The sequence below is a fragment of the Arthrobacter sp. H5 genome (assembly GCF_000520595.1).
In the GTDB taxonomy this organism is placed as follows: domain Bacteria; phylum Actinomycetota; class Actinomycetes; order Actinomycetales; family Micrococcaceae; genus Arthrobacter_D.
Genome location: NZ_KI914996.1, coordinates 31,266 through 37,954, shown reverse-complemented (window position 1 = coordinate 37,954; position 6,689 = coordinate 31,266). Strand labels below are relative to the sequence as shown.

Here is a 6,689-nt window from a genome sequence, read left to right as displayed (position 1 = left end):
CCTGCTGGCGGTGGCAATGTCCGCCGTCGTTCTAGCCGCGTGCAGTGGATCCTCAGTCGACCCGCCCGCCCGGGCCAGCGATTTGTACCAGGTCGACGGCGAGACGGCGCACCTGCAGTGCCAGGGCGAGGGTTCGCCGACGCTGCCGGTCTCACAACTCGTCTCTTTGTCGGCGAGCACCCGACCGATGTCGCCGGCGTCGTGCTCTTCGATCCCACCGTAGCGTCATTCGCCCGCATGTTTGATGACAAGGAATTTCGGCCCGGCTGGGACGGAACGACGAGCGCCAAGCAGGTGGAACAGGTGACCTCCTGGCCAGACATCCCCTTCGAGATCCTCCGACATGACCCGGCCGTTTACGCCGCCGGTAAGGTGTGGAGCGACACTGTCGAGGCCCAATGGGGTGCTGACGAAACTGCGTTCGCTGAGCTGGCCCCAAACCGCACCGCCCGGATGGTGCAGGGCTCTGGTCACAACGTCTACCAGGATGCCCAAGATGTTTCGGTCGACGCCGTCCGGCGAGTACTGGATGCAGTGGTCACGAAGTAGTGACCAGCCCATGAACCAAAGCCACTCGGCGGAGTCATCATTTAGGGGATGATCCTGTAGAAGATGACCCAGTTCATCGCGAGGTTGAATCCCGCGTGGGCAACCACCGCGCCAACCAAGGAACCCGTGAGCTTCCTGAAACCGTAGAACACCAGTGACGCTAGAAACATCGTCACAACCCAGAAAAGTGCTGGCAGAGGCAGGAACGCCCAGGCGCCAGCCACGAAAACAATACCGAAGTGTGCGAGGTGAGTGACGGCGAACGCTCCAGCGTCGATGAGCGCCGCGCGCGTGTCGCCGAAGCGTGCGGCGAAACTCTCATGGGCGACGCCGCGATACAGCACCTCCTCGCCGATCGGGCTGAAGAGCATCCCGATCACCGCGAAAATGGTGAAGTAGATCAGGCGGTCGGCGTCGGATGGTGACGCCGGCACGTTCGAGTACGACAGGGCGATATACGCGAACGGGTTCGAGACGGTATGACCCCATAGTGCGGTGGCGCTCGCGTACACGCCCAGAGCCATTCCTAGGCCAACCACCACCGCCGGCAATACCCAGCGCCAGTGTAACGGTCGCACTAGTCCGATGAGCGTGCGCCCGTCCCTCGTGAGCAGGATCCACGGTAGTGCAATCATCGCCAGGAATACGAGGCTCACAACCTGATAGCTGCCGGTCACGTTCGCCTGCAAAACGAGGGCTACCCGCACCACGCCAAACGCGGCAAGCAGTAGGATGGCCGTGCGCGGTTTCAACGGGAGGAGCGAGCGAAACGGGGCTCGGACGGTTTGGCTCATTCTTGTCCTCTATATGGGGCACAGGCCGCGGTGTTGAACCGTCAAACCGGAAGGCCCGAGGGTCTCAGTCGCTTTTGGATTCACCGCTGCGGCGGTCGAGGAACCGGCTCAGGTAGCGCCGGGCCGGGCCAAGCCACGAAAGCAGCAGCACGATCGTAAACAGGTGATTCATCATTCCGCCGATCTGCTGCAGCGGCACCAGTTGGGCAAGAACCACCAGGACCATCACGATGCCGAGGACCTTCTTGCCGATCTTCAGGACACCAGGGCTGACCGGACGCGGCCAGGGAAAGAGATCGGGTGCGGGCATGTTGTCGCTGCGAGTAGGTTCCATGTTCAATGTGCCTCCGAATGTCCGAGAGCCTTGAGCACACGCTGTGTGGACCCTCCCAGGTTCCAATCGACTGCAAGCCTCTTGACCTCGCCAAGATGGGAGGCATCGAGCGGTTGAATCCGGGCATCAAACGAGCCAAGGTCAAGGTCCCGCACCACCTCGATCACCTTGGGCGCAACCGCGAGATATTCCGCTGCAGCGGTGACGTTCGCGCGCACCCTCGCAGACATTGCCGACTTCGGATTGCCGGCCGCCGAGACAACCCCGTCCAGGTCGACAAACTCCTTGAGGAGGCTTGCGGCGGTTTTCTCCCCGATGCCCGTGACGCCGGGCAGCCCGTCCGAGGTGTCGCCGCGGAGCGCGGCATAATCCGAATACTGGGTGGGCAGCACGCCGTACTTGCCCACTACAGTCACATCGGTGAGAACCTCAAGCCGGCTCATCCCGCGCGCCGTGTTGATGACTCGCACCCCGCTCTCATCGTCGATGAGCTGAAAGAGATCGCGGTCGCCCGTCACAATATCGACGGGCATGTCGGCCTGGGTGGCGAGGCTGCCGATGACGTCGTCGGCCTCATGCTGAGATGCGCCGATCACGGTGATATCGAGTGCGGCCAGCACCTCACGGATCAACGGGATCTGGGCGACCAGCCCGGGTGGAGTCTGCTCGACGTCGACACCTTCCTTCACGGCCGCGGCAACGCGGTGCGCTTTGTAGCTCGGGATCAGGTCGACGCGCCACGCCGGACGCCAGTCGTCATCCCAGCAGGCAACCACATGGCTGGGCTGGTAGTCGGTGACAAGCCGGGCAATGATATCCAGCAGTCCGCGCACGGCGTTCACCGGGGTGCCGTCGGATGCCTTGATGGTGTCCGGTACGCCGTGGAAGGCGCGGAAGTAGAGGGACGCAGTGTCGAGGAGCATGAGTCGATTGGCCACACCGCGATCCTCTCACGGACGCCGGCTGCCTGAACGCCGGGCTACCAGATTCTTCGGCGCACATTCAGCGTCTCTTCAGCATTCCGAGAGGACACTGGGATCAGGTAAACATTACTGACGATTTCTGGAGGTACCGACATGTCACAGCAGTTCAGGCCACTCAGCGTCATTGGCCTCGCCGCAGCGGGTCTCCTCCTGACCGGCTGCCTGGCCAGCCCGGAGGCAACAGATCAGGGCGCGGTGAACCCGGTCAATACGGGCACCACGGTGTCAGCCGAAACCCCGACCGGATCATCAGAGGCTGCGTCAGCGTCAGCCAGCGTATCGCCCGAAACGACAGGCTCCCCGTCTGCAGATGGATCCGCGGAAGACGAGGTGATTCTCGTTCGCGGCATGGAACACCGCATTACCGAGCCGGGGTCCACAAATGTGGTCCGCTGTGACGGCGGCGGTCAGGTCGAGATCCGCGCGGACAACGTCACGCTCACGGTCACCGGCGAATGCCAGGAGGTGGAGATCGAGGGGTCGGAGAATACCGTCACTGTGCAGAACCCGGACGAGATCGAAGTTCAGGGAAACTCCAACACTGTCACCGCCACTGATATCCGTGAGCTGGCGCTGGAGGGCGGCTCCAACAGTGCGGTACTGACGTCGGTGCAGGAGATCGATATTCAGGGGACTAAGAACAGCGTCACCTACGAAACAGGCCGGCCAAGGATCGACGACGAGGGCGCAGACACCACGATCAACGGCTAGCGTGAAAGACTGGTTAGCATGTCATCCAGCCCCGCTCCCGAAGACCATGCCCCGCAACCATCAGAGGACGGGGTCAAGGAGCGCACTCATCTTGGCCTGATGATCGACGACGCGTGGCATTCCTTTCAGACCCGTGTCGCCTTGAAGCGCGGTCGCATCGAGACCATCATTCCGTACACGGGATACGGTTCGAGCAGCTGGATCCGGGTCCTTGGACGCGTGGTGCTTTCCGACCCGCGCGACATCAAACCCATCGCGGACCGGGAAGTCATGAAACCCTTCAAGGAGGGGCTGCGTGGCTGGCGGAACTTCACCAGTGCACCGGTACGCAACGCGAAGGTCACGGTTGAACTGGACGGCACAAGCACAGTTGTCCACGCAGACCGGGGAGGCGTGATCGACGCCCACATCGAAGCGGATCTGACGCCGGGATGGCACACTGTCCGTCTTCGCTCAGGAGACTCCGTGGTTGCGGATGCGCCTATCCGGATCGTAGAAGATGGTGTGTCCTTTGGCGTGGTGTCCGACATTGACGACACGGTCATGGTCACGGCGCTGCCCCGGCCCTTCCTGGCAGCCTGGAATACGTTTGTGCTTGACGAACACGCCCGCATGGCCACCCCGGGTATGGCCGTGCTGATGGAGCGCATAATACGCCGTAGTCCCAACGCGCCGGTGCTCTATCTCTCCACCGGTGCCTGGAATGTGGCGCCTACGCTGACCCGCTTCCTCTCACGCAACCTCTACCCGGCTGGACCTAAACTCCTGACTGACTGGGGTCCCACGCGTGACCGCTGGTTCCGCAGCGGACCGGACCATAAGAGGTCCTCGCTGGAGCGGCTGGCAGAGGAATTCCCCAACATCAAATGGCTGCTGATTGGCGACGACGGCCAGCACGACGAAGCCATCTATTCGGCATTTGCCCAGAAACACCCCGAAAACGTCAGGGCAGTGGCCATCAGGCAGCTCTCAGCTGGTGAAGCGGTGTTGGCCGGTGGCCGGTCCAAGTCCGGGGACTCCACCAACACCCCGGGCATCCCGTGGATCTACGCAGCCGACGGCGCCGGCATGTCGGAGCAGTTGGCCGAGCTCGGGATAGTCGACGCCGGTTTCCGCATCGATCCTGAGGACGAGTCCTAGTCAGCCTCCCACCGGGATGTCCGACTCCGCACGAATGGTCAGCAGGATCCGGCGAAGGCCCATGCCCAGCGTCGCGATTGCGTCGATGCGCTGATTGTCGGCCGCCCTGTGGTTGATCTGCTGTATTAAGTGTTCAACAGCGTCCTCCGCGTCGGTCATGTGGGACTCTTCAGGGTCCCAGGACTCAATCGCGGCGCCGGTCCGGGTAACGGCTTCGGCGAGGGGTGCCACCAACGCAGGCGGCAACGGTGTGCTTTCCGGTGACCGCCAGATGATCCCCGCAAGGATCTCGGTCATGTCTTCAACATGAAACGCGACCCGTTCCATGGCCCGCAGCGAGTCATAGTCCGCATTCAGATCGCGGTTGTGCCGCCGTTGTCGCATGTTCCCATGTCTGCTGGAATCGGCCAGTTGAACCGCTGAGCGGACTTCGCGCCCCAGCTGGGTGAGCTGGTTCTGGCGCGCGGCCCATTCCGCATGTTCGGGTGGCCAGGACTCATTGATTGCCGCGCCCATGTCAGCCAGCTGCCGGGCGAGGGAACCGCGAAGATCAGCCAAACCATGAACTACACCGTTCAGGTGCAGGGGTGGAAAGATCAGCATGTTGACGCCGAGCCCCACCAGTACGCCTACCAACATCTGGAGGAGGTAACCGAACGAATATCCATCGGGGTCGTCGCCGCCAAGCAGGAGGACAAACAGTGCGGCAATGGGTATCCAGTCGCGGCCGGCGCCGAGTTTCGGGAGACCTGCCAGGAGGACTCCCATTCCAACTACCAGGGCCACCGACAGAACCGACACTGCTCCAAGCAAAATCACGGGAATGGCGAGGACAAATCCAACGGCCAGACCGACCAGGGTCTGGAATCCCTGCTTGGCTGACCCGGCGATTGTTGGATACATGCACGCCACCGCGCCCAGCGGCGCGTAGTAGGGGTACTGGGACGCCACCCCCGGAACCTGCAGCGCTATCCACCAGGCAATGGCCGCGGCGAGGCCCGCCTTCAGCGCCAGCAGCAGCCGCTGGTGCAGCAACAACCCACGTAATCGTCCACCAAGGGGTTGATTCGCGGTCTTGCCTGCTGCGCTTGCCATGTCCCCAGTATGGCAAGCCAACATGAGGGCCAGCCGGACGCACGGTTCCACCGCAATGTTGCGGCCGCGCCGCAACATTTCTTGATGCACGACGCTGCTGTGGCGTAACGTTCCTATCAAGTTACTTCAGTAACGGGTCAGCGACTCCCTTGTGGGGAGTGTGGGTGCCCCCATGTGGGCCTGACATTTGTTCGCAGGAGTTCACTGCGCCGCGCGGCCGCGCTGTGTGGTTCTCAGGTTCTGCGTCCTGCTTCCTTATTTCATACCGGCATAGCCCGATCAATTGGCGAATCCGGATGACCTAACGACTTGGATATACGAATGTCACCACCAAAAGATTCAGCACACTCACCATCGCCGCCCTACCCAGCGCTGTCCTACGAACTGTTTCCTCCGCGGAACAGCATGGCGGAGGAAAAGCTGTGGCAGACCGTCCGGGAGCTTGAACACACCAACCCGGACTATGTTTCAGTCACTTATGGCGCGTCCGGCTCTAACCGCGACACGGCTCTTGACCTGGTGACCCGTCTGTTCAGCGAAACCACACTGCGGCCGCTTGCCCACCTGACCTGCGTGGCAAGTTCCAGTGAAGACCTCGTGGCACTCGTGGAGGAGTTCGTCTCCCGGGGCGTTCGTGGCATCCTGGCGCTGCGCGGCGACATCCCGACCGACCCAACGTTTCCCCCTGGCGACCTCAAGCATGCCAGCGAACTGGTTCAACTGGTTCGCCGGTTCGAGCGGACCCGCACCGCCCATCTCGGCGCGGGCCGGCTCGCAGTGGGAGTGGCCGCCTACGCCACCAAACATCCGGATTCACCCAACTTTGACCACGATATCGAGGCGTTGCTTGCCAAGCAGGAAGCCGGCGCTGACTTCGCCCTGACACAGGTATTCTTCCGCTCCGAGCACTTTGACCGCCTGATCAAGGCCGCGCGTCGTGCCGGGGTGGAGATCCCGATCATTCCCGGCGTCATGCCGCTGACCAGCGTGAAGAGACTGAACCGCCTCAGCGAGCTGGCCGGCATCGACATGGACTACCAGCTGCGTGACCGGCTGGCGGCAGCGGACGACGACGCCACCCGC

At 62.5% G+C, this 6,689-nt stretch carries 8 protein-coding genes; 4 read left to right on the top strand and 4 right to left on the bottom strand.

What is annotated here, in order from left to right; genetic code table 11:
* The first annotated feature begins 117 nt into the window (after positions 1-117).
* Complete coding sequence (locus Y708_RS0111600) at positions 118-549, top strand: alpha/beta fold hydrolase (protein WP_028280065.1); 432 nt, start codon at positions 118-120, stop codon at positions 547-549.
* Positions 550-590: 41 nt separating this feature from the next.
* Here the strand turns inward: Y708_RS0111600 and Y708_RS0111595 are convergent, their stop codons facing one another.
* From Y708_RS0111595 to Y708_RS0111585, 3 genes are all read right to left on the bottom strand, one after another.
* A complete protein-coding gene (locus Y708_RS0111595; protein ID WP_028280064.1) occupies positions 591-1,343 on the bottom strand; it encodes a CPBP family intramembrane glutamic endopeptidase in 753 nt (250 codons plus the stop codon).
* A gap of 64 nt (positions 1,344-1,407) precedes the next feature.
* On the bottom strand, positions 1,408-1,677 hold the full coding sequence (locus tag Y708_RS0111590; protein ID WP_035776103.1) for a hypothetical protein: 270 nt from the start codon (positions 1,675-1,677) through the stop codon (positions 1,408-1,410).
* A 2-nt stretch (positions 1,678-1,679) separates the two neighbouring features.
* Positions 1,680-2,615, bottom strand: a complete 936-nt coding sequence (locus Y708_RS0111585) for a 5'-3' exonuclease (RefSeq protein WP_028280062.1) — start codon at positions 2,613-2,615, stop codon at positions 1,680-1,682.
* A gap of 138 nt (positions 2,616-2,753) precedes the next feature.
* Between Y708_RS0111585 and Y708_RS0111580 the strand changes: the two genes are divergently transcribed.
* Together Y708_RS0111580 and Y708_RS24535 are read left to right on the top strand one after the other, a co-directional pair.
* Positions 2,754-3,371 (top strand): DUF3060 domain-containing protein, encoded by a 618-nt coding sequence (locus Y708_RS0111580; RefSeq protein ID WP_028280061.1) that lies wholly within the window; start codon positions 2,754-2,756, stop codon positions 3,369-3,371.
* Between the two features lie 18 nt (positions 3,372-3,389).
* Complete coding sequence (locus Y708_RS24535; RefSeq protein WP_051478931.1) at positions 3,390-4,511, top strand: App1 family protein; 1,122 nt, start codon at positions 3,390-3,392, stop codon at positions 4,509-4,511.
* Here the strand turns inward: Y708_RS24535 and Y708_RS0111570 are convergent, their stop codons facing one another.
* Positions 4,512-5,606 (bottom strand): aromatic acid exporter family protein, encoded by a 1,095-nt coding sequence (locus Y708_RS0111570; RefSeq protein ID WP_253905792.1) that lies wholly within the window; start codon positions 5,604-5,606, stop codon positions 4,512-4,514.
* A gap of 321 nt (positions 5,607-5,927) precedes the next feature.
* Here Y708_RS0111570 and Y708_RS24530 point away from each other — a divergent pair.
* On the top strand, positions 5,928-6,689 hold a 762-nt coding region (locus Y708_RS24530; RefSeq protein WP_081746723.1), incomplete at its 3' end, for a methylenetetrahydrofolate reductase.

Bases quoted from the DNA above. Each gene is read 5' to 3' on its own strand.
- Y708_RS0111595 (WP_028280064.1), bottom strand. From the start codon at position 1,343: ATGAGCCAAACCGTCCGAGCCCCGTTTCGCTCGCTCCTCCCGTTGAAA.
- Y708_RS0111590 (WP_035776103.1), bottom strand. From the start codon at position 1,677: ATGGAACCTACTCGCAGCGACAACATGCCCGCACCCGATCTCTTTCCC.
- Y708_RS0111580 (WP_028280061.1), top strand. From the start codon at position 2,754: ATGTCACAGCAGTTCAGGCCACTCAGCGTCATTGGCCTCGCCGCAGCG.
- Y708_RS24535 (WP_051478931.1), top strand. From the start codon at position 3,390: ATGTCATCCAGCCCCGCTCCCGAAGACCATGCCCCGCAACCATCAGAG.
- Y708_RS0111570 (WP_253905792.1), bottom strand. From the start codon at position 5,606: ATGGCAAGCGCAGCAGGCAAGACCGCGAATCAACCCCTTGGTGGACGA.